This window comes from Colwellia chukchiensis (assembly GCF_002104455.1).
GTDB lineage: Bacteria > Pseudomonadota > Gammaproteobacteria > Enterobacterales > Alteromonadaceae > Cognaticolwellia > Cognaticolwellia chukchiensis.
On sequence record NZ_NBOC01000016.1, the window covers coordinates 1 to 20818 of the forward strand.

The 20818-nt window shown below is 43.6% G+C and carries 20 protein-coding genes; 7 read left to right on the top strand and 13 right to left on the bottom strand.

The annotated features are described in order from the left end of the window. Nucleotides 1–531: 531 nt before the first annotated feature. The 6 genes from gmhB to B6K83_RS14755 all read right to left on the bottom strand — a co-directional run bounded on the left by gmhB (nucleotide 532) and on the right by B6K83_RS14755 (nucleotide 6073). Nucleotides 532–1080 carry a D-glycero-beta-D-manno-heptose 1,7-bisphosphate 7-phosphatase gene (gmhB, locus tag B6K83_RS14730; RefSeq protein ID WP_085285692.1) on the bottom strand — a complete coding sequence of 183 codons (549 nt, stop codon included), beginning with the start codon at nucleotides 1078–1080 and terminating at the stop codon, nucleotides 532–534. A gap of 88 nt (nucleotides 1081–1168) precedes the next feature. Beyond that, the gene (locus B6K83_RS14735) at nucleotides 1169–1930 is read right to left on the bottom strand and encodes an SDR family oxidoreductase (RefSeq protein ID WP_085285693.1); all 762 of its coding nucleotides are present in this window, start codon (nucleotides 1928–1930) and stop codon (nucleotides 1169–1171) included. Continuing rightward, on the bottom strand, nucleotides 1927–3108 hold the full coding sequence (locus B6K83_RS14740; RefSeq protein WP_085285694.1) for an enoyl-CoA hydratase/isomerase family protein: 1182 nt from the start codon (nucleotides 3106–3108) through the stop codon (nucleotides 1927–1929). The genes B6K83_RS14735 and B6K83_RS14740 overlap by 4 nt, the downstream gene beginning before the upstream one ends. Nucleotides 3109–3170: 62 nt before the next feature. Continuing rightward, nucleotides 3171–4187 carry an oxidoreductase gene (locus B6K83_RS14745; protein WP_085285695.1) on the bottom strand — a complete coding sequence of 339 codons (1017 nt, stop codon included), beginning with the start codon at nucleotides 4185–4187 and terminating at the stop codon, nucleotides 3171–3173. Between the two features lie 157 nt (nucleotides 4188–4344). Continuing rightward, complete coding sequence (locus B6K83_RS14750; RefSeq protein ID WP_085285696.1) at nucleotides 4345–5169, bottom strand: acyl-CoA dehydrogenase C-terminal domain-containing protein; 825 nt, start codon at nucleotides 5167–5169, stop codon at nucleotides 4345–4347. A gap of 256 nt (nucleotides 5170–5425) precedes the next feature. Next, complete coding sequence (locus B6K83_RS14755; RefSeq protein ID WP_000854920.1) at nucleotides 5426–6073, bottom strand: LexA family protein; 648 nt, start codon at nucleotides 6071–6073, stop codon at nucleotides 5426–5428. Between the two features lie 117 nt (nucleotides 6074–6190). Here B6K83_RS14755 and B6K83_RS14760 point away from each other — a divergent pair, with 117 nt between their 5' ends. Genes B6K83_RS14760 through eexS form a run of 7 tightly spaced genes read left to right on the top strand, consistent with a single transcriptional unit; the run spans nucleotide 6191 to nucleotide 9866 of the window. Beyond that, the gene (locus B6K83_RS14760; protein WP_024015942.1) at nucleotides 6191–6442 is read left to right on the top strand and encodes a helix-turn-helix domain-containing protein; all 252 of its coding nucleotides are present in this window, start codon (nucleotides 6191–6193) and stop codon (nucleotides 6440–6442) included. Between the two features lie 55 nt (nucleotides 6443–6497). Beyond that, nucleotides 6498–7367: a hypothetical protein gene (locus B6K83_RS14765; protein ID WP_024015941.1), complete on the top strand. Its 870-nt coding sequence runs from the start codon at nucleotides 6498–6500 to the stop codon at nucleotides 7365–7367. Continuing rightward, nucleotides 7354–8016: a DUF6475 domain-containing protein gene (locus B6K83_RS14770; protein WP_024015940.1), complete on the top strand. Its 663-nt coding sequence runs from the start codon at nucleotides 7354–7356 to the stop codon at nucleotides 8014–8016. The genes B6K83_RS14765 and B6K83_RS14770 overlap by 14 nt, the downstream gene beginning before the upstream one ends. Next, nucleotides 8003–8551, top strand: coding sequence for a lytic transglycosylase domain-containing protein (locus B6K83_RS14775; protein ID WP_024015939.1), 549 nt, complete (start codon nucleotides 8003–8005; stop codon nucleotides 8549–8551). Before B6K83_RS14770 ends, B6K83_RS14775 begins: the two co-directional genes overlap by 14 nt. After that, a complete protein-coding gene (locus B6K83_RS14780; RefSeq protein ID WP_000210563.1) occupies nucleotides 8548–8847 on the top strand; it encodes a flagellar transcriptional regulator FlhD in 300 nt (99 codons plus the stop codon). The genes B6K83_RS14775 and B6K83_RS14780 overlap by 4 nt, the downstream gene beginning before the upstream one ends. Continuing rightward, nucleotides 8844–9377: a FlhC family transcriptional regulator gene (locus B6K83_RS14785; RefSeq protein ID WP_000566755.1), complete on the top strand. Its 534-nt coding sequence runs from the start codon at nucleotides 8844–8846 to the stop codon at nucleotides 9375–9377. Before B6K83_RS14780 ends, B6K83_RS14785 begins: the two co-directional genes overlap by 4 nt. Nucleotides 9378–9434: 57 nt before the next feature. After that, nucleotides 9435–9866, top strand: a complete 432-nt coding sequence (eexS, locus tag B6K83_RS14790) for an entry exclusion protein EexS (protein ID WP_024015938.1) — start codon at nucleotides 9435–9437, stop codon at nucleotides 9864–9866. A gap of 32 nt (nucleotides 9867–9898) precedes the next feature. Here eexS and B6K83_RS14795 read toward each other — a convergent pair whose 3' ends face one another. From B6K83_RS14795 to B6K83_RS14830, 7 genes are all read right to left on the bottom strand, one after another. Then, nucleotides 9899–13468 carry a conjugal transfer protein TraG N-terminal domain-containing protein gene (locus B6K83_RS14795; RefSeq protein WP_085285697.1) on the bottom strand — a complete coding sequence of 1190 codons (3570 nt, stop codon included), beginning with the start codon at nucleotides 13466–13468 and terminating at the stop codon, nucleotides 9899–9901. Nucleotides 13469–13471: 3 nt separating this feature from the next. Further along, nucleotides 13472–14860: a conjugal transfer protein TraH gene (locus tag B6K83_RS14800; protein ID WP_085285698.1), complete on the bottom strand. Its 1389-nt coding sequence runs from the start codon at nucleotides 14858–14860 to the stop codon at nucleotides 13472–13474. A 2-nt stretch (nucleotides 14861–14862) separates the two neighbouring features. Next, nucleotides 14863–15807, bottom strand: coding sequence for a thioredoxin family protein (locus B6K83_RS14805; RefSeq protein WP_021734301.1), 945 nt, complete (start codon nucleotides 15805–15807; stop codon nucleotides 14863–14865). A 787-nt stretch (nucleotides 15808–16594) separates the two neighbouring features. Next, entirely contained in the window at nucleotides 16595–18886 is a 2292-nt protein-coding gene (locus B6K83_RS14815; protein WP_085285700.1) for an AAA family ATPase, read from the bottom strand. Nucleotides 18887–19015: 129 nt separating this feature from the next. Then, nucleotides 19016–19831 (bottom strand): hypothetical protein, encoded by an 816-nt coding sequence (locus B6K83_RS14820; protein WP_085285701.1) that lies wholly within the window; start codon nucleotides 19829–19831, stop codon nucleotides 19016–19018. A gap of 10 nt (nucleotides 19832–19841) precedes the next feature. After that, nucleotides 19842–20318, bottom strand: coding sequence for a hypothetical protein (locus B6K83_RS14825; protein ID WP_139175595.1), 477 nt, complete (start codon nucleotides 20316–20318; stop codon nucleotides 19842–19844). A gap of 127 nt (nucleotides 20319–20445) precedes the next feature. Then, on the bottom strand, nucleotides 20446–20817 hold the full coding sequence (locus B6K83_RS14830) for a hypothetical protein (protein WP_085285703.1): 372 nt from the start codon (nucleotides 20815–20817) through the stop codon (nucleotides 20446–20448). Nucleotide 20818 lies beyond the last annotated feature (1 nt).

Below are 20818 nucleotides of genomic sequence, written 5' to 3' on the forward strand. Positions count from 1 at the left end.
CATATTTTTGTGTGACATCATATTAAGCTGTTTTTTTGTTATGCACTTTCCGAAGAAAGGATAACTAGGTAAAATCAACATTAATGTGAGTGTCCACACAAATTGCATGATAACTAATTGTTAAAGATGCCTACTGACGTAGGTATGCCGATGCGTTCATGGATGAACGTTTTATTCGGCGCGAGCCAACAATCTCATTCGTTGTTAGACCGCTTGTTGCTTGAAGCTGGCTAATAGCCTTGCCTGAAGCGAGATGCGCATTCTACGCAACTCAGCTTTAATGTCAACGCTTTTTTTTAAACTTTTTAAACATTCTTTTCAGAACATTTAAAACCCTTACTTTAAAACGTTAAGTTAACTAAATCAGCCGAAACCGTGCTAGATAACCTATTAAAACTGCCTCTTCGACTTGTCCCGAAGAAGTGGAGCGCATTTTAGAGATTTATTGCCCCGCGTCAACCGCTAAATGCAATTAAATTGCAAAAATGTGTTTGTTTGCTTTTTATTTATACAACTTGTTGGCTAAACCTACTATTTTAGCAAGCTAATTGCTTGCTTAAGTGTATTGATCTTACAAACCCCTGCAAGTTCTTCATCGGCTGACTCTTCAGTATAGCGACTATTTAATAATATTCTACATTCGACACCAGCATTTTTAGCTGCTTGCATATCGGATATCTTATCACCAATAAAAACGCTATGTTCAAGGTTAATTGAGAACTCTTTTTCTGCTTTTAGTAGCATGCCAGGGGCGGGCTTGCGACACTCACACTTCATGACAAACTCATTCACCCCTTTTGAAGGATGATGTGGACAGTAATAAACTTTAGTGATCATGATATTTTGCTCAGCAAAAACACTAATCATCCACTGTGTTAAGCGCTCAAATGCTGCTTGATCATAATAACCTCTTGCTATTCCTGCTTGATTGGTAATAACAAAAATTTGATAGCCTTTATTTATCGCCAATAAACATAACTCAAAAATGCCGTCAACAAAGTCAAAGTCTTCTTTTTTATGCACATAGCCATGATCAATATTAATTATGCCATCTCTATCTAGAAATAGTGCTTTACTCATTTGCTTCTACTTATTTATAACTATGAAAAAGACGAGCTAGACTCGCCTTTATTATTACGCGTTTGCTGTTTTGAGCAGCGCGATGCAATTACATGCAAAGACCACCGTCAATTTCTACCACACGTCCGGTAAAAAATTCATTTTCAAAGATATAGTTTACGGTATGGGCAATCTCATCTGCCTCACCTAAGCGCCCTATCGGTTTCATCTTCTCGAGGCGTTCACGCATTTCTGGTTTCATGGCATCAGTCATGGCGGTGCGAATTACGCCAGGTGCAATTGCACCAACGCGAATACCATGACGACCAAGCTCCCTGGCCCAAGTTACTGTCATCGCCACCACACCAGCTTTCGACGCCGCATAGTTAGTTTGCCCCATATTACCACCACGAGCAATTGACGACATGTTAATAATAACGCCTTTGCGCTTACCTTCAATCATATGCACCGCAGCTTCCCGGCCACAAAGGAAAACACCGGTTAAGTTAACATCAATCACCGATTGAAATTGATCTAATGACATTTTTTTACTAACAACACCGTCTTTAGCTTTGACAAACATGCCATCGCGCAAGATACCGGCATTGTTAATTAGCCCATCAATGCCTGAAAAATCTTCATTAATGTTAGCAAAAGTAGTTTCTACTTCGCTTTCATTGGTGACATTAGCTAAATAATATTTCGCCTTTGAGCCTGCTTTTTCGATCAAGTCAACCGTAGTTCGTAATTGTTCTTCGTTTAAGTCGATTAAGGCTAAGTTTGCACCTGACTTTGCCAAGTTAACGGCCATTGCACGACCTAACCCTTGGCCACCACCGGTAACGACGATAGTTTTATCGTTTAAATTCATTGTGATTCCTCTATGTTATTTTTCGCTAATTCATTTGAGCTTGGCTTGGCAAGCGATGTAAAAAACCATTGCACTACCTCGGTTGGGACATGGTCAATGGTTTTATAAGCCCAATCTGGCGTTTTATCTTTATCAACTAGCAGGGCACGCACGCCTTCGCTAAATTCGCGAAACTGGCAACAACGCAGACTAAGATTTAATTCAGCAACAAAACACTCAGCTAAGCTAAGGTTTTGACACTTTTTAAGTTGTTGATAGCTGATAGCTGCCGACAGCGCGCTACCGCGCTTCAATTTATCTTGTGCTGCCTGCAACCATCTATGCTCTGTTTCTAATGCTAAAATAGCGTGATAAATATCGCTAATATTATCAAAGGCAGTTAATTGCAAAATAGTATTTGTATGTTGCTCAACTTGCGCAGGTAATGCGTTAAATACTGCTGAGCTTTGTTGCTGAAAACCGTTTAGGAGCTGACTGAGCAAACTAAAATTCTCTTTAGCGCCAAGCCAAGCAACATCCGTTAAATCTGCTAAAAGTAAATCTTTGAGATCACGCTTTATTGCATAATTCGCTAGCCCTAACGTTAAGGCATCACGTGCATTAACCATTGCACCAGTAAGCGCTAAAAATAAGCCAATGTTATTTGGCATTTTATTTAAAAACCAACTGCCGCCAACATCGGGATATAAACCTATGCTTATTTCAGGCATCGCTAATAAGCTGGTTTCAGTTACTACCTTGTGACTTGCACCAGCAAATAAGCCAATACCACCGCCCATTACATACCCATCCCCCCAAACTAACAATGGTTTAGTGTATTGATGAATAAGCTGATCTAATTGATATTCTTTAGAAAAGAATTCATGAGCGAGACTAGCAACAACCGTTTGCTCGTCAATAATATTTTCTGCCCCAAGCACTGCTTGAGCATTTTCATGACTCGGCTTTAAGGCATGATATAAGCTCACCACATCGCCCCCGGCACAAAACGCTTTCTCACCTGCGCCATCAATCAAAACCATGGCAATCTCTTCATCGGCTTGCCAAGCCAATAGCTGCTCAAGTAACAACTCAATCATAGTTAAACTCAAAGCATTGAGTGTTTTAGGACTATTAAGCGTAGCTAGTGCTATTTTTTTGTTACTTGCTTGAAGTTCACTAAATATAACTGGCGACATTGTTATCCTTGCTCGTTAGGGCATTTATGTTTGCTTATGTTTGTGTAACGCTTATCGCACTATTAATCTAAGCTGGCATCAATTTCCACAACCGTTCGCCCCGTTACCCTGCCTTCAACATAGGCATCGAAGGCCTGAGGTAAATCAGCAAACTTAATGGTTGTGGGGGCAATAAGGGCTAATTTACTCGGCTTTAAATCGCTGGCTAATCTTTTCCAGCCTTGAGCTCTAACAGATAAAGGCATTTCCACCGAGTTAATCCCTAGCAAGCTAACGCCGCGCAGTATAAACGGCATGACCGTTGATTCAAGCTTAATACCGCCTGCTAAACCTATGGAAGCAATATTGCCCCAAACGTGCGTGGTGCGCGTTAGCCAAGCTAAAGTTTCGCCACCAACGTTATCAATGGCGCCACCCCATTGTGCATTTTCTAATGGTTTAGTGCCGATTTCAATATCGTGGCGATTAAGCAGTTTACTCGCGCCTAGCGCTTGCAAGTATGGTGCTTGCTCAGTTTTGCCGGTAAACGCTATCACTTCATAACCAATATTAGACAACATATTAATCGCAAAGCTGCCAACTCCGCCAGTTGCACCCGTTACCACTATTGGTCCGCGCTCAGGCACTTGGCCATTATCTTCCATACGTTGAATCGCCAGCGCCGCGGTATAACCGGCGGTACCCAATGCCATAGCATCTCGCAAGCTTATGCCTTGAGGCAAGTTCACGACTGAATCGGCCTTTACCCGAGCAAACTCGCTATAACCGCCATCGTAGAGCTCAGATAATTGCGCGCCACAAACCAGTACTTTATCTCCGCTTTGAAAGCGTGGGTCTTCTGAACGAATAACCACACCCGATAAGTCAATGCCACCGACTAACGGGTAGGTTCTTAATATGCGTCCTTTACCCGTTGCGGCCAACGCGTCTTTGTAGTTGATATCAGAATAAGCAACTTTAATGACCACCTCGCCAGCGGTTAGCTGCTCAAGGCTGAGCTGTTCAAAGCCACTACTGATCTTGTTATTGTCATCTTTATGAATGCGAAATGCGGTAAATTTTTCAGAAACTGTCAACATGTAAATCCCTAATCTCATCAAGTTTTAAAGCCTGAGCGAACACAAATTAATCCGTTAGCTAAGGCGCGTGCTTTATTATCAATGACTTATTTTAGTTGTACCATTAGACATTAGTTTGCTATGGCCAATCTCTTAATATTCACGTTACTCGCTTATCTTAATGATTGTTGCTAAATAGTGCTGCGGGCATGGCCATTAAGCTTTTACTACCGGCTTCAATCGCAGCAATATGACCATCAATTCTAGGCAAGAGACGAGCATTAAAAAATTCGCCTACATATAATTTTGCTTGATAAAAGTCTTGGCTAATATTTGCGCTAGCTTTTTCTGCCATTAGGGCCCACATATAGCTATAACTGACTAAGCCGAAGGCAGCTAAATAGTCTGTTGCCGAAGCGCCGATCATATTTTTATCGCTACCTTGCTCAATAAGAATTAGCTCTGTCACGGCTTTTAATTTTACTAACGCGTTAGCTAAGGGGGTTGTAAATTTATTTAGTGCGTCATTGCCGATATGTTTATCAATAAAGGCGGTGATCTCATCAAAGTACAACTGAGAAAACTGGCCTTTATTAGCCACAACTTTTCGACCGAGTAAATCTAGCGCCTGAATACCGTTGGTGCCTTCATAAATTTGTGCAATGCGAACATCGCGCACCAATTGCTCTTGGCCCCATTCACGAATGTAGCCATGGCCACCAAACACCATTTGCCCTAATCCGCAGCTTTCAAAAGCCATATCTGTCATAAAGGCTTTCGCAACCGGTGTTAATAATGCCACTAATTGCTCAGCGTTTTGTTTTGCTTGGCCATCACCTGAAAATTTAACTATGTCGAGTTGCTTGGCAACATAAGTTGAAAAGCAACGCCCGCCTTCGTTAAGCGCGCGCATGGTTAATAGCATTTTACGCACATCAGGATGGAAGATGATAGCAAAGGTCCTTCGCTTATTGATTTCATTAAGAAAATCTTGGTTTGCCATGTATAAATTCTTTTAGTTTGTACACGGATTTGTACACACTTTTGGAAGTACTCTCTTTTCAGTTCTTCGCTTGTCAAATCCGTCGTGTTAATCGTAATTGGCCGCTATTTTCGCTGATCTTGACTTTATAAACAATCAATGGTTATCTAATCGGTTACCATTTACTCTCAGCGTGCACCAATGCTCAGTTGTAGCTGTTTGCAATCGTTGCTTCTTCAGCTAATGAACAACTGTGGCTAAACCACAAATTCCTTCGCTACCAGAAATCGATGATAGCTTGTCGTACTACACCGATGATGGTGCAGTTGCCGTTGATCGGTATTGCAGGGTATTGCGGGTTCAAAGGTTTTAGATACTTCTGTTCACCATCAATAACCAACTGCTTAAAGGTTGCTTCTTTCGAATCATCCAAACGCGCAACAACCAATGAACCTGAAGAGTAAGGTAACTCAGGATCAACAACGATCACTGCCCCCTCAGGTATGGATTTTTTTCCGCTTGGATTTTCCATACTGTCGCCTTTTACGCGAAGTGCGAAACAACCCTCATGTGCTTTCCCAGTGACTTCACGCCACTCCTCAGCATCTTCATGGGCAAATCCCTCCGCTATTTCAGTCCAATCACCGGCCTGAACCCAGTTAATGAGAGGAATTCTTCCCTTAATATCAGGCCCGACTTCTACATTACCGACCCCCAAGCCAATCTCGCCATCACCTGTGGCGAGCCAATGAGCATTCACGCGAAGCGCCTCCGCGATCTGCATGGTGTAACGAGACCTAGCCGATTTACCAGAGCAAATCTGGCTGATCGACTGCTGTTTGATACCAATGCGACGAGCCAACTCAGACTGAGTTACCCCAGTAAGCTGCAAGGCATGGTTTAGTCGTTCGGATAAAGTTTTCATAAGCCCGCATTCTACAAATAAAACTGTAGTCTTTCAACAATTTTAACTGTTGACTTATCTACAGTTTAAACTGTAACATTCAATCTTGTAACAGTTATTATTGTAATAGGAGACGGTATGGAAGTGTTCAAAACGACACAAAAACATCTCCGCCGTGCCATTGACTTGGTCGGCGGGCAATCAGCATTAGCAAGAGCCATCAACTCAAAACAGCAAAACGTCTGGTTTTGGTTGAATAAATCAGGGCGTGTTCCCGCTGAATTCGTTTTACCCATCGAACAAGCTACGCAAGGACAGGTAACCCGATCTCAGTTAAGACCGGACATCTATCCCGAATGCCCAAGCGAGCTGAAAGCCAGTAACCAGTAGGATTAAGGGCAAGTAATGGTCAGCATTTTACGTAAACACAGAAGCGAGTACCTCCATGCGTGATTATGGCAAGGTCTATACCCGCTTTTGGCTAAAGCAAAACGTTTTGTCCTGGAGTGACTCTGCGAAGTTGCTAGGACTGTATTTGCTTACATGCCCACATTGTAATTTGCTTGGCTGCTTTCGACTGCCGATTGGTTACGTTGCTTCTGACTTGAACTGGGATGAGCAACAGGTTGCCAAGGCGTTAAGTGAGTTAGAACAAGATCAGTTCCTGATTCGTTGCGAGGGATCTGGTTGGACTTTGATTCGAAGCTTTCTGAAGCACAACCCAATCGAAAACCCAAACCAAGGTAAGGCAGCCTTTCGGTTGCTTAAAGATGTACCTGCCGACTTCGTTGGTATGGCATCGCTTTTGAAATCTCTTGCCGCTTTTCAAGCTCGGCTTCCAGAAGAATTTTCATCATTGTTTATGCCTGATGGCAACCCGGTAAGGGACTCTCAACGGTCGGATGACTCTGAGAGAAGCAATAAACCAACAGTTAAAACTGTTGACCAGATACAGTTTGAAGACTTCTGGGATGTACAAATACGCAAAGAAAAAAAAGCGAAAGCCAAAGAAGAATGGCTACGCATGGGCCTCAATGAAGACCATGAACTCGCCTTGGAAGTGCTAACACGCTGGAAAGAGCAACGAGACAACCGATTGCAGTATCAAGATCGGACTAAGACCCCTATGCCACATAACTGGCTTTTAAACCGGCAATGGGAAGACGAGTACGTTCGCATTGATGAAGTACAGCAATCATCGACGAGCCTAAAGGGCAGCAATCACCAATTGAATATTGAAGAAAGCAATCGCCGCATTGCTGAAAGCTGGGCCGGACCAGGTATTCGGGAGGTTCGTTCAAGTGCAGGAGGTTGATAAACGCGAGTTTGCTGAAATTTGGGGAGCAGCTTGGGCCATGTATGGCAAAAGCGTATCACCGCAATTGCTATCCATCGCATTTGAAGCCCTTCGTGCTTATAGCATTGAAGAAGTGCGAATCGGTCTGACTCGGCATATTCAATCACCGGATACTGGGCAATTTTTTCCAAAGCCCGCTGACGTCATCAAGCATATCGACGGCAACTCAGGTTCAAGAGCCATGGTTGCTTGGAACAAAGTTGACAAGGCTGTTCGTCAGGTTGGCGCTTGGACATCCGTGATGTTTGACGATGCGCTTATCCACCGCGTGATTTCAGACATGGGTGGATGGGTTGAACTCTGCAAGGTTGATGACAGGGAATACCCCTTTAAGCAAAAAGAGTTTTTAACACGCTACCAGGCTTACTTGCTGCGGGACGAAGTGGGTGAATACCCAAGGCTATTACAGGGTATTGCAGACCATCAGAACCAGCAAAAAGGATTTGATATGCAAGCGCCGGTTGCCGTAGGCGACTGGTCAAAAGCGGCACAAGTTTATACGAGAGGCATCGCCGACTTTAGCGCAGTGCCATTAAAAAGAATAAGCCCGAAAGCCATTCAGGCGCTTCTCGGAAATCAATTAGAGGACAAAAATGAAAACGATTAAAGCAAAAACCATTGCCCTAGTGATAGCCATGTCCGCAAGCACTTCAGTCTATGCGTTTCCGGGCTATCAGTGGGAAAAAGCAGCACATAGCGTTGGTATTGATCCAGTCATGCTCTACGCCGTTGCCTTGGCTGAGTCGGCCTCACATCGTGGTCTCAACATGACCAGTCCATGGCCATACGCAATTCGCAATGGTTCAAACGCAACCTACGCCAAATCTAAGACAGAAGCAGAGCAACTGTTAAACCAGGCACTGCAAGAGACTGAAAAATATCAGCTCGATATTGGCCTTATGCAAATCAATTTGCATTGGCATGGGCATCGGGTGAGCTCAGCAGCGGAACTGCTAGACCCCATCACCAACCTTACGGTCGGCTCAAGTATTTTGGCCGAAGCAATCAAGTCTTCACCAAATGATTTAGAGCTTGGCATAGGCCGCTATCACAGTTGGAACGAAGAGCGTGCACGCTGGTATGGGCAAAGAGTGCTTTCTATCTATCGCAATATTTTACATGAACTGGAGGTCCGTCAATGACAACCAATCAACAAGACTTCTATCAATTAAATTTGGCGTACCTACACGCAGCACGAGAATTGGCGCGAATTGATCCGCAAGAGGCCGTCTTGCGCTTTGGACTTACACGCGACGTGGTTGATGCTCTGATTAATGCTGGTGTTGACGACCTGCAACGAGTGGCGACCTCATCATTCATGCTGTTTCAACCAAGGGGTAACCAAAGCCAACTGATTGAGATGGTGAAGAGCAAAGGCACAGGTATCCCAAGAATCGCTTATTTATTATCAACCCTAAACAACAAGGGGGATGCATGATTGATAACCTGTCCAAAAGTGAGCTATTTACCCGAGCCTCGCTGCTTATTAAATACGGATTTCGAACAACCATTATCGCGCTCGATACAGGTTTGCCAATCCACATTATCAGAAGGCTCCACAAAGAAGTGACTGGCAAGTCACCTTGTCCTGGTCAATTGCCAGAATCTGATGCCATCGTCAAAAGCAGAAGAGCATTAGTTGAAGGCTCCCTGCTTATGGCGCTTTATGTCAATATTGGTGGTGATAATGTCTACAAGCAATTAAATATCGATGCTTTGATGAAGGCTTACGATGCGTATTTGGTTGCAAGAAAAGAAGCAGATCTTCCAGCTGAGATCCCCTGGAAAAAACTGACCATCAATGAAGGTTGGGTTCTAGCTCGTGATTTAAGATCACAGCTTGCATCCTTACACCGGTGTCGATGCGGCAGTCTGTATTTGACGGTATCACAACAGCGCATTCAGCTTAAATGTCCTGTGTGTGAGATTATGGCCGAGCAAACCACTAGAGCACTTTTTGAGAACTAACATGCAGATGCATGATTTGATTGTGCACCTCCCGTGCACTTTGAGAGTACTAAGAAGATGACAAACTTACTTAAATCTTTACCAGCACGCTGCTGGTTTATATCACTGGGGCTTTTTCTGGCGACTTTGGCTGCGGCTCATTTCTTTCCTTCAGAAATATTAACGGCATCTGCCAAGTTAGCGGCTTTGCCATTTCTGTTCTGCACCGTCGTTTTTTTCAGCTACTTGGGTTTCAAAGCGACCTGTAATCCCATCGGACTTATAGCCATAATCACTATGCTTGTAGCAATCGCATATTGGCAAGCGAGTTGGACAATTGTTGGTTTGGGACTCTCTTTCTTAGCTATTTGTACTGGAATTAGATTCTTGAGTAGCCAAGTTAAAGATTCGGGTAGAACTTTGAGCATTGAAGAAAAATGGTATTGGTATAAGCTCCATTCGTTTTTTGATGGCTTTTATCCAAGGTATCCCAAAAAGCCAAAAAAATAGCCAGCCAACCACAAGCTGGCTACCTTCTATTTTCAGTTCCTTCCTGATGCCTGGTTATAAGCCCTAATATCGATCAAGTTGTTCTGAGCATAATCTCCCGCAAGCGATGCATTTGAGATCACCGCTATCTGCTTATCCACAAATGCTTTATCTTCTTCAGACACACTGTCAGGGATGTAAGCGCCACTCTCATCCTTTTGACGATACTCATTTAGCATTTGCTCCCTTAGGCCAAGCATTTCAGGCGACCAACTCGATGAGTCTTCAGAGTTGAATACGCGCCCCGCCAAACCTTCATTGAAAGCTTGAGCGAACACTTGACTTTGAATCGGGGTCAATCCCATTCTCTGCCCTTCGCTGTATGCTTCCTTTTTAAAATCATCAGCATACTGCTCTAGGAACTCACCATATCGATTGTTAACTGCCGCACCGAATGCCCCCGCCAACATGGCTTCAGACTTAGTGCCCCAGTTTACTTCGGAAGCATACTGCGAACTCGATCCACTGTATGCATCATTAAACGCCGTCAATGGGTTTTCCAAAGAGGTTCCTGCATCAACGGCGGCTTTTAAGCCATCCCAGGTTGATTTGCTGGCCACCGTAGCGTTGTGCAAGAAACCTCGTGAGCCAGGATCTTCAAGCGCTTGTTCTTTGTAACTCTCATAGTCTTCGCCAAAGTGATTCAAGGTATGCAGTGCTGCATCAGTATGCTTGCCACTGAAATCACCAATAGCACTGGCGCTGTTGAAGAACATTTCAGCACCAGAAACTCCGCTATCATCAGCCATAATGCGTGATCGCCACTGAGATCCAGCTTCACTGTTTAGTCCAGATTGATAGGTACTTGTGTCAGTAGCTACGGCCTGCTGAGCTTGCTGCTGATGCGCATTCAACTGTCCATCTATACCAGACAGATTGGTTTGGTAAGCCGATTGAGCTGCGTTGAACTGAGTTTGAACTGTTGCTGCATCCTCGTAGCCGCCCAATACACCCGATTCAACTTGGCTTTGAGTACCACCAAAAGTAGGTGCAGTTGATGACAAGCCTTCATTTGAGCGCGGCTGAATTGATCGTAAATCGGCTCCGGTAGCCATGGCCATAACAGTCATTGCTGCTTGATAATCATTGTCCCGTTCAGCGGGCGTTGAAGAATTGCTATAGGTTAAAGACTCCATAGCTGCGGCCACATACGCCTGATTATCATCAGGTAACAAGCGCTGATACATTGGAAGGTTTTCACGTAATCGGTTACCGGCTTCAACATGCTGGTTCATATAGCGACCTAAATAATCCATGACTTCAGGATTATCCGCCGCTAATCGGGTTAACGTCGCACCATCAGTATTTCTTTGTCCTGATAGACTGTAGCTGGCCTGATCAAGCTCACTAAAGCGGTTTGATGCCGTGACAACGTCTTGTGCTGAACTCTGAAGAGACTGATAGTCTTGGTTAGACAAGGACATCTCAACGCCAGAACGTCTTGAATCTGAAAGGTCCTTAACCATTGCATCGCGATACTCAGCACGTCGTGAATCACTTGATGCCAAGCTTTGCATCTCCCCAGTGAGCGTATTTGCGGTCGTAGATCGAGAACTGCCTTCTGATGACTCAACTTGGCCACTAAAGTTACCACCTAGATCCAACCCAGCTCGTAACCGTGATATTTTTGGCACTCTTGAGGATTCAGGCTTATCGACTCCAGGCAAGCTACCTTGTGGGGAGTCATTCCCCCCTGTACCAAGTAATCTTCCCAAGAACCCTTTGTCTGCTACTTCTTTATCACCGGTATTTGTAATAGTTCCATCGCCACCGACCCTTAGGCCTCCTGATAACACGCCAGATACCAAGCCACGTACAGCGTCTTTTTTATCGTCTCCGAAACCATACCGTGTTTGCAGGTCATCAGTAACCTGATTAACAACGGCGCTAGATGCGGAATTAGAAGAACCGATCTGACGTCCAACCGAAGAAAGGTTGTCGTAACTTAGCTTTTCACCAAAAGTTCGACTCATGGTATTGCCAACCTGACGACTAAAGGCTTGAGTTGCCTGAGTCATGGATTCTTTTGCAGAGCCGACCATTGAACCCACTGCGTTTCCGACAGAGAAACTGCTTAGTAAGTTTGACGCACCGGTCATTGCAGAACCAGTGAGGGCTGAATTTTGGAACATTGACTGTGATTGCATCACCGGGGCATTTTTTGAGACATCTGGACTAGCCAGCTTTTCATCAATGGCATCGCCGTTTTGAAGACGTCCAGCCAAGTGGGTTGCGGTTATTGCTGAGCCATACACGAGCATGAGCGAAATTGCCGGAACACTCGACGCCAACATGCCGCCAGTAGCTATCCAGGTTTGCAGCACTGAATCCATCTGCATCATCCCAGCAAAAGATGGCACTTCTGTACCTGCAAAGGCATCAAGAGCCGACATTTTCCCTGCAACGGTTAAATGAATATACAGGTTAATGATGGCCATGACAGGCATCCAAAGTTGAATCCAAAGCAGGATTAACAAGTACTTCCCGGCCATTCGCATCCCGATTTGGCCAAGGGCTATCACAAAGGCCATCAATGGGGTGATGGCGTAAATGAAACCCTCAAAAAACGTCATCATCGGACGAACAATGCTTTGGAACAGGGTCTGCTCCGCCGCCCATTGCGTATTGCGCTGCTCAATTGCTTGGTTAACCATAACGGCTGCGGTGAAAGCTTGATCATCCATATACTTGCCCGTCACGCTTTGTTCATAAATAGGCAAAAGCACTGACGCGGTCATGTACTCTTGGGTGTTAACCGAAGCCAAACCAAGGTTATTCAGTGCATTTCGGATCACGTCATCAGTATCCGTTGCTGACGAAGTCCCCAATGAGGCTGACAAAACCTGTTTAAGCCTTGGAATGAAGGTTGATTCTGTCATGAGTTTCAGCTGGCTATAGGCATCGGTGCAGTCCAAATCGCTACTGCTACCACTTAGCATGATGCGCGTGCCATAAATGCGCGAATCAAACCTAATCGCAGTCATCGGGTTAGGATCACTTAGCACCTGATCTAGGTTCTTTTGGCCTATGTCGATGCCAATCAAGGTGCATTCTTTGATGTAGTTAAACCACGATTGTTCGATATCTGAGCCACCGACACGATTTGCATCACCCAACCCAGAGCGATCCATTACCTGTTTTCTCACTTTAATCAGTGACTGTAAACTGGATGCAAAGCCGTATTCCGTCATGGCGGGAGTTGAGAACGCCGTTTCAAACAATCGCGTGATTTGAAAGCCAACAGTCGAAATCGTACTGCCTGCGGCAGCAACACCGATGGGCACATTATCAACCACTCGAACTTGTCCCGTGTACGCATCCTCAATGCTCACTCGGGTACTGGGTCCAAACATGGTTGCAAAGACTAGCCATGAGACTAAGACGTGTTGAAAGTTAATCCCACGACCACCTTGCATTAAGGCCTGAACAGAGACCATCAATACCCCAATGAGCAAGCCAATGCGAACCATTGAAGTAAAATCGCCTGTACCAGTGATCATCGCGACAGCGTTCAGGACCTGCTCTAAAAAAGCCGAATCCCCGATGGAATAGATTTCCCACATGACCTATTCCCCCAGCGCCGTAGATTTAACGGTGTAATAACGCTGTTTGCGAATGGTCTGAATCACCTGGTTAAAATGCGCCAGCAATTCTTGCTCTGAGCCGTATCTTCGCTGCAACGCAGCGTACTCCTCATTGATTTGGCGACGTGCACGTTCAAGGTCTTCGGTTAACAACTTCGCATAGGCATGATCTTCCACACCAGATGTGCTTCTAGCTGCGTTGAGCATGTCTTCAACCAATGCCCGGGCCATCTCAACAGCAATAAATGGCGCAGCTCTTGAAGCAAACGACCTAGCAGCCCCTTCATTTAATGCTGAAAGTGTTCGAATCATGCCGCCAATGCTTGCAGGAGCCGAGGTCATAAAAGCCTTTTCGGTGGTGCTAGCTGCCCCAGTATTCCGAGCAAACTTAAATATAATGCCGTTACTAGAACCTGTACCAAGAAGTAAATTTTCGACCTGAGTTGATAACCCGGTTAGGGTCACGTTAGCGATTGTCGGATTTAGACAGCCGTCTTGTGTCACTGTGTCACATCGGTACATAGCGACGTTACCGCCATGAATTAGATGCTCAATAGTCACTTTATTGCCATTCAGTCTGGTCAGTTTTGGGGCTTTACCTTGGCCATCAGCGGCATTAGCAAGATCACCAACAATGATCGAACCAGTCACCGACATAACCGCTTCAAGAAAACGGTCATCCCCCGATGCAAACCAGCTTGATGCCGAGTGACGTTTCAATGCTCGCCAAACCAAATTACCTTTAATCGTTTTGTTCACATCAGATGCCGCGACACTCGAAGCGTTCTCATATGGGTTCTTACCATTGGATTCACTCCAACTGGTAAAAACGTCTCCAGCCCCTTTAAGTGAGCTCAACATGCTGGCTTCTGTTTGCCCCTTTTTACCAAAAGCAGCTAGGGTATCGTTCACGACTCCCTGAGCCATTTGACAGGAATTGCCGAAATACTCGTTCAACTGCTGGATTTTCTTTTGCAGTGTCTCCATGTGCTGAGAGCATTTCTCACACATAGCACTGAGCGCTAATTGGAATGCGTATCCCTTGGCGTTTGCAGCAACAGAACGAAGTAATTGAACAAACTGATCTGCATTAACAAATGACAAACTTCCAGCGAACATATCAATGCCGCCACAACCGGCTTGGAATGACGGAGGCACCATAGAAACGAGGTTCTCATTCATGATTCTGTTATGGACAACAACGCTTCCGCCAGATATAACGCCACGCCGTTGACTCTCAAACACGCCAGGCGCGGTGGTGTTGGTCATTGAACCAAACAACTGATTCATCTCCTGTTGCAAGCTTGCTTGGCTCATAGATGAAAAACCAATCGCACAGGCGATTAGCGATACTTGGAATACTTTTTTCATCGTTATAACCCTCCTTGTGCACGCAGATAGCGAACAAGGAACTCAGGGTCCTGTAATATCTTTTCGTTAAGCTCTTGGGCTGACATCGCGAGTGACACGCCGGGTTGAACAGGTCTGGTGGCATAGTAAGTTTGATCGTCAATCCAACCGGCTTGATGGGCTGCGAGAATAATTCGATTATTGAGCTCATCAAGGCTCATTGCACCTTGGCCAATGGGAGTGATGACATTAGGTGGATCAACTAAGAACACGGCAGGGACAGTCGTAACGGACAATGAATGAGCTTGTCCTGAATCGACTTTGAAATTGGGAAACTCTCCACCCGGTAAAGGCAAGCCATCGACAGCAATAGCAAATACCTCGAAACCGTAGTTTAAAGCCATTGATTCGATGATAGGCGCTTGAGCGTGGCAGTAAGGGCAATCCGAACGATAGAAAAAGAACAGGCCTGCTCGCTTCGCTACTTCACCTAAAGCAACGTCCCTTTGAGCGCCAGCTTCTCGATCCATCCGATTGGCAGCATAGGTTGCCAAGGGTCTACGGCTGATTTCATCCAAAACAGGATCGCCCATGACCACCTGCTGACTAACATCAGCAAATAGTGAGCCCTTATCCATCATGACGCGCTGAAGATAAAGATAGGCTCTGACATTCTCACTCGTTGGCTCATCAATTGCCTTGTCCATGAACGACTGCATGTGCTCACGAAACCAGGCAGCACTGAAGGGCTTTAGCTCGCTCTTACTGGACTCCACGACACCAGCTTCCGGCTCTATCAGCTCATCAGACTGCTCAGGTTCAGGAATGACCTGATACCAAAACCAGCCTTCCTGACCACGCTGATAGAATGGCCCATCACTGGCATGGGCGGGCAAGATGAATAGAAAGAAAATAATGATTGGGATGGTCACCCATAGGATAAACCAAGGTAACAAAGGCGTTCTCATTGTCAGCTCCAGAAATTTCACAGAGCTAACATGCTAAAGATCCCCGTAAGAGCGGTTGGCCAGATAGATGAAGGAATTATGTGTGTTTCTGACTAGCTGTTGTGACCAGTAACAGTAACAACAGCAATTTAAAGAGCCAAATTTATTATTGGACCGCTTTGAGCGATAAGTGGTCGGTCAGATGAACTCGTTTTTGGACAGAAATAATTTAGAGCCGACCAGCGGCTCGGTGCCAATAGCGAATAATAGCTTTTAAATTTTAAAAGTCGGCTACCGGCTCATAAGCAGACATTTACGCGACTCAAGTTTTCCACACTTGACTGTTTGGAAAGTGCTAATCCCCATTCTACTAACGTTTAATATAATACTATTTGATTTACTATGCTCGTTAAACCAACTTGAATTATAGAGCTTATTTTTATTAGCACAGAAATGTCGGCAAACCTTTCCCTTTGTGATATCTTTGTTTTAAAAGCAAAAAATAGAGAAAGGAAACCAAGAAAGTCGATGAATTTGCTTACTTATATAAAGAAAGAAACAGTCATCTCTACTGTTAAAGGCCTGAACCTGAAAATCAATAAGGAGCCTGCTCATCTCACTATTTCGTATCCGACCGGACAAAGAAATAGTGGCGAAAGGAACAGAAACCATTATTGGGATGCAAAGGAGCTAATCGGCCGGTGCATTTTAAACATTTTCAGGAAACGCCCTGTGCGGAGCCGCATGCAGGGTGTTGTGGGGGCTGAGGGCTAGATACCCTCGGCTACCCGATTATACGCCTTTATACTCATGACACGACCTCCATCATTTCTTGATAGTGCTTTTCATCAAGTTCGCTTATCCAGTCAAAAATATCTGAAATGACTGTAACACCTTCACCAATTAAGTTTTCAACGAAGTCTTCATTGGTTTCAATAAGGTCGTTATGTGAATACTCATTAATGAACTTTCGAATCTTTTCTTTTCCTTCATCTTCAGGGTTTTTACTTGCCGAAACTGCAGTGTTAAACAAATTGGCGAAATTTCCTCGGTTCTTAGGGAATTTAAAAGACAAGAAGGATTCGAGTAGTTTTCGGGATAAGTTGGCTGCAAGAAAATGATCATCCGTTTCAAGCGTCTGCTGATTCTTTAACGAATGCAACCGTGAAAAAATATAGTGGTACTCTGAATTATACGAAATTAGTGCTGGCTCGGCGTCTGTATAGGTTGAAGTTCTTGGCACTTCATTATTTGCCTTTACAACATAGAAGTTTGCAACATTTTGATTATCGCGTTTATTCTTCCGAGAAATCCAATCACGAACCAGCTTGAAGAACGTGAAGTTGTGAGTAAGAACAAAAAGTTGCTTTGCTTTTTCACAATTCACTTTCATAAATGAATAAGCATGAAATAGGTGATTTGAATCGAAACTTGAAATAGGGTCATCTACAACAACAATAGTGTCTTCAATTTTGTTGTCATTCTCCTTTAGCTTGGTTATGAAATAGACAAACGCAATAGCCGTCTTTTCGCCTTCACTCAAATTTCCGTCAACCAGTTCCGAATCGTTCCGAAGTATTTCATATCCTTTTTTAACCGGATCGAATCGAAGGGTTAATTCACTGCGACCAAGAAACTTGTGAAGTGCTTCATTGAACTGGTCAGCGCCCACGCCTTCATTTGATAGCGAATCTTCAAGTGTTCGGATTTCAGTGGTTCTTGTATTTATTGCGGCCTTTAACGTTCCATTTGCGGCTGTGCGATCAACAACTTCCTTTTTCTTATCGTGATAACCGAATGACTTAACTTCAGTAGTAGCGTAGTGAAGTTCAAGTTTCTTTTTGGCTTTGTCGGTTTCTTCTTTAAAATTACTCGACTTGTGATTATGTTTGCTAACAGCCGCGCCAATAGCGGTCATGGCATCGTTAAACGCCTTTATGGATGATTCATCGATAACTTCAACCGTTAGTCCAGTTTCAAGTGGATTAGCTATCTTATCTTTCAATACAGTGTGCCAGACCGTTATTTCTCCGTTCAGGTCTGTGATTGCTTTTTCCAACGCTGTACATGCTTCGTTGTACTCATTTTTGAACTCGTCGTAAAAATCACTTACGGCTGGTAGCGTTGGGGGTTGAATATATTGTCCGGCAAGCCAACCGTCAGCACTTTCAAGCCGGTTTTGAAAGGCTTTATAATCATCATTAAAGTGTGCTTCAAGTTGTTTAGTGCGCTCTTCGTTTATGGTGTTGCCACAAAATTCACATTGGTTCGTGTCGTGACGTTTATGAAGATCAAGACCAGCTTCAACCCAAGACTTAATATCACCATGATCAACAAGCCGCTGAATAGTTTGGCTTACCACGCTAGTTTTCAAAAGATCATCAAGTCGTTCTTTGGCTTTAGTGAAAGTTTCTTGATTAATAACATGTTTATTAAAGCTAATTGGCGACTTTTGATCAGGCTTGGCCGCATTGGTTAATTCAACAATTTGTTGATCATCAAGAAGTGAATCGTCCAATTTACTTTCTTCAAGGTGGTCGTCTATGAATTTACCAAATTTACGCTTATCGTAGTTGAGATAATAACTATCTGTAGTATCAATGGACTGAAGACTTGTCTTCATGTGTCGTGCGCTATCGGTTCCAAACTTTGAAATAGCGCCCTCAAGTTTTCTTATTTCTTCAGTTTCTTTGCTGTACGCTTTGCTATCGACTTCCTGTTCTTTTTTCAGATTTTCTAGTTTTTCACGTTCTTCAATTTTTTCTTTATCAACAAGCAATATGCTTTTTACAACACTATTCCATGAAATATTTTCGTCAATAAAGTCATGGTTAAAGGTATATATATTAAGGTCTGAGTCCACTACGTTCGCTTGAGTGATTGCTGTACCACTGCCTACGCTTACCGTGAACTCCGAATAAGGAAATTTACTAGAAGTAGCTTTATTTTCGATACACCGAAACAAACTCGAAAGCGTAGATTTTCCACTTCCATTCCACCCATAGAACAAATTGTATTTTCCGAAATCTTTAGCATTGCTGTCCGTATGATCTTGGAAGATACCGAATTGCTTTAATTTTTGTATATTCTTTATCGACATGGTATCCCTGAACTCAAATTCTCTCCGGGCTGGATTTTCGTATAACGCTGCCAGCAAGCGCGGCTTTGTAGTGAAGGCGAAGCCGCAACGAAAAAGACGTCGCCGTGACTGGCCTTGTTAAATTTCAACCTAAATAAATTCCGACGTCGATACCATATCTTTAAATAACTTCATGAAATTCTCTAGAGCTTTTTCTGCAGCAACGTTAATTTCTGAATCAGCAATTGATTCTGGTTTATCAGGGACAATGATGCTCGGCATTTCCTCCTGAGTGAAGAAGCGCGAGTTCATAGGCTTTAGCGAGGAGTTGTTTTTTACATCGTATATGCGAGCATCAATATAATCTAATGCATAAGCATTGCATGTGCCAAACGAACACTTAGTATATAGCCCATATCCTGAAAGATATGCGGAGGAATTTGGCCAAGCAGGGCCAGGGGTTGGGTAAACTAAAATGACATAATCTAGCGAATTTTCTTGTGCTAGTTTTTGTAGCTCCAGCTTATTTTCTTGCTTAAAGTGGATATTGCTAGATGCATATGAAAATAGATCTTCACGGTTTTCGATTAAAAAGCTGCTCGCGCTTATAGGAACAACAATATGCCCTCCTTCAGCAAGTAGCTCTGAAATTTTTAATTCAAATTTTTTGTGAAAGTTTTCTTTTGAAACGCCATTAGAATTTGAATTTTGAAAAATTGTAGTGCCTACATGTTGATGAGACGGCGTTTGGTCAATTAGCAGAACAATTCCGACTTTTGAACCTTTCAACGGCTTTCCATAATTAGCCGGCACGGAGGCACAACCAGCAACTATCAAAAGAAAAATTATCACTATCAGGTTACGCATATACTTTCCTTGAAATTTAACGCCGCCATATGGGGCGCGAAAAAGCTTGGCTATAATTAGCGACGAAGGAGCGCAGCCAAGCTTTTTGCGTCCCTTCATGATGGCATTGTTATATTGCTTTATGCCAAGCTCTCAAGTTACTTAATTCGGTCAGTGCATGAGACTTATCAATTAAATACCAACCATAAGACTGACCGAGAATCATATTGTATTGAGTTTCGATTTCAACGTCAGTTGACGATTTAAGTTTTGTTGGTTGGTATTTGAAGAAATACTCTTTACCTGAAATAAACTCAAAATCAAATTTTAAGTTTGCAATTTTAATTGGTGAGTTTGGCGCGAATGAAACCTCATGCTTTCCAGTTTGCAACTCTACTTTCGCAAAGCCAGGATAACCAACACAACCTCTATACTTACCATTGATTCCAACAAGTAAACAGGCATTAACACCTGGCATATCAAATTGATAGAAATATGCCGTAGCTCCGCTGTTTACAGGTTTATTAGAATATTGAAATATCGGACCTTGTGGCACAACATCAGGACTTGCGCACCCTTGCAGTAATATTAGAAATAGAACAGTCAAGACCCTCATTTTCTAAAGTTTCCTCTTAGCAATATAACGCCGCAATATGGGGCGTATAAAAGCTTGGCTAAAATTAGGAACGAAGTGACGCAGCCAAGCTTTTTGCGTCCCTTTCATTATTGCTTTGTTAGTTACCGATAATTACCGTTGTTGGTTGATTATCAACGAACTGAATTACGGATGCTACTATTACTAGAACTACAGCCAAACAAGTGCAATATTTGCTCGCATTTTTGTATAAATACTCGTTATCTCGTTTGTCATAATGATCGACAATAGTTAAAAACAAATTGATTGCACCTATTACGGCCGCGATTGAAAATATAATGAGCGCGTTCCCTTCATAAGTTAGACCTGAAGAATTACCTTTTCCAGGAATAGTGATAGGTCCTACAAACCATGCATAGGCAGCCAAAACTATAAGACCTAAACCCCATAAAACGTTAAATATACGGGTACTTTTCGGTATGTGATTAGGGGTAAACTCAATTTGTTTCATT

What these genes read in the sequence shown, in the direction of transcription:
- gmhB (WP_085285692.1), bottom strand. Translation starts at nt 1,080, where the DNA reads ATGAGTAAAGCACTATTTCTAGATAGAGATGGCATAATTAATATTGAT.
- B6K83_RS14735 (WP_085285693.1), bottom strand. Translation starts at nt 1,930, where the DNA reads ATGAATTTAAACGATAAAACTATCGTCGTTACCGGTGGTGGCCAAGGG.
- B6K83_RS14740 (WP_085285694.1), bottom strand. Translation starts at nt 3,108, where the DNA reads ATGTCGCCAGTTATATTTAGTGAACTTCAAGCAAGTAACAAAAAAATA.
- B6K83_RS14745 (WP_085285695.1), bottom strand. Translation starts at nt 4,187, where the DNA reads ATGTTGACAGTTTCTGAAAAATTTACCGCATTTCGCATTCATAAAGAT.
- B6K83_RS14750 (WP_085285696.1), bottom strand. Translation starts at nt 5,169, where the DNA reads ATGGCAAACCAAGATTTTCTTAATGAAATCAATAAGCGAAGGACCTTT.
- B6K83_RS14755 (WP_000854920.1), bottom strand. Translation starts at nt 6,073, where the DNA reads ATGAAAACTTTATCCGAACGACTAAACCATGCCTTGCAGCTTACTGGG.
- B6K83_RS14760 (WP_024015942.1), top strand. Translation starts at nt 6,191, where the DNA reads ATGGAAGTGTTCAAAACGACACAAAAACATCTCCGCCGTGCCATTGAC.
- B6K83_RS14765 (WP_024015941.1), top strand. Translation starts at nt 6,498, where the DNA reads ATGCGTGATTATGGCAAGGTCTATACCCGCTTTTGGCTAAAGCAAAAC.
- B6K83_RS14775 (WP_024015939.1), top strand. Translation starts at nt 8,003, where the DNA reads ATGAAAACGATTAAAGCAAAAACCATTGCCCTAGTGATAGCCATGTCC.
- B6K83_RS14780 (WP_000210563.1), top strand. Translation starts at nt 8,548, where the DNA reads ATGACAACCAATCAACAAGACTTCTATCAATTAAATTTGGCGTACCTA.
- B6K83_RS14785 (WP_000566755.1), top strand. Translation starts at nt 8,844, where the DNA reads ATGATTGATAACCTGTCCAAAAGTGAGCTATTTACCCGAGCCTCGCTG.
- eexS (WP_024015938.1), top strand. Translation starts at nt 9,435, where the DNA reads ATGACAAACTTACTTAAATCTTTACCAGCACGCTGCTGGTTTATATCA.
- B6K83_RS14795 (WP_085285697.1), bottom strand. Translation starts at nt 13,468, where the DNA reads ATGTGGGAAATCTATTCCATCGGGGATTCGGCTTTTTTAGAGCAGGTC.
- B6K83_RS14800 (WP_085285698.1), bottom strand. Translation starts at nt 14,860, where the DNA reads ATGAAAAAAGTATTCCAAGTATCGCTAATCGCCTGTGCGATTGGTTTT.
- B6K83_RS14805 (WP_021734301.1), bottom strand. Translation starts at nt 15,807, where the DNA reads ATGAGAACGCCTTTGTTACCTTGGTTTATCCTATGGGTGACCATCCCA.
- B6K83_RS14815 (WP_085285700.1), bottom strand. Translation starts at nt 18,886, where the DNA reads ATGTCGATAAAGAATATACAAAAATTAAAGCAATTCGGTATCTTCCAA.
- B6K83_RS14820 (WP_085285701.1), bottom strand. Translation starts at nt 19,831, where the DNA reads ATGAAGGGACGCAAAAAGCTTGGCTGCGCTCCTTCGTCGCTAATTATA.
- B6K83_RS14830 (WP_085285703.1), bottom strand. Translation starts at nt 20,817, where the DNA reads ATGAAACAAATTGAGTTTACCCCTAATCACATACCGAAAAGTACCCGT.